Annotated in this window: 1 protein-coding gene; it reads right to left on the bottom strand. The window is 65.8% G+C overall.

What is annotated here, in order from left to right:
* A partial coding sequence (locus AC0IW9_RS30815; protein ID WP_471652107.1) for a hypothetical protein occupies positions 1-275 on the bottom strand: 275 nt, incomplete at both ends.

Genomic DNA, 275 nt, shown 5'->3' with positions numbered 1-275 from the left:
CATTGACCTGACCGGCACGGGCCGATAGCAGGGAGCGGTCTGCGGTGTCGGAACAGTCGGTGGTATTGCCGGCCACTTCCTGGGCGCTGGCCGACATCTCGGTGATCGCGGTCGCCAACAGCGCATTGTCTTCACGCTGGGTTTCGGCGCGCTCGGCGATCGCCTGAGACAGGCTGGCCAGTTCGGCGGCCTGGCGTTCGAGGACTCGCGATTGCTCCGATATATCGAGCAGCATGGTGCGCAACGACCCGGCATAGCGGTTCACCGCTCCGCGC

The organism is Belnapia sp. AC561, assembly GCF_979252845.1.
The sequence above is the reverse complement of the archived record's forward strand: the minus strand, read 5'-3'. Positions and strand labels throughout refer to the sequence as shown.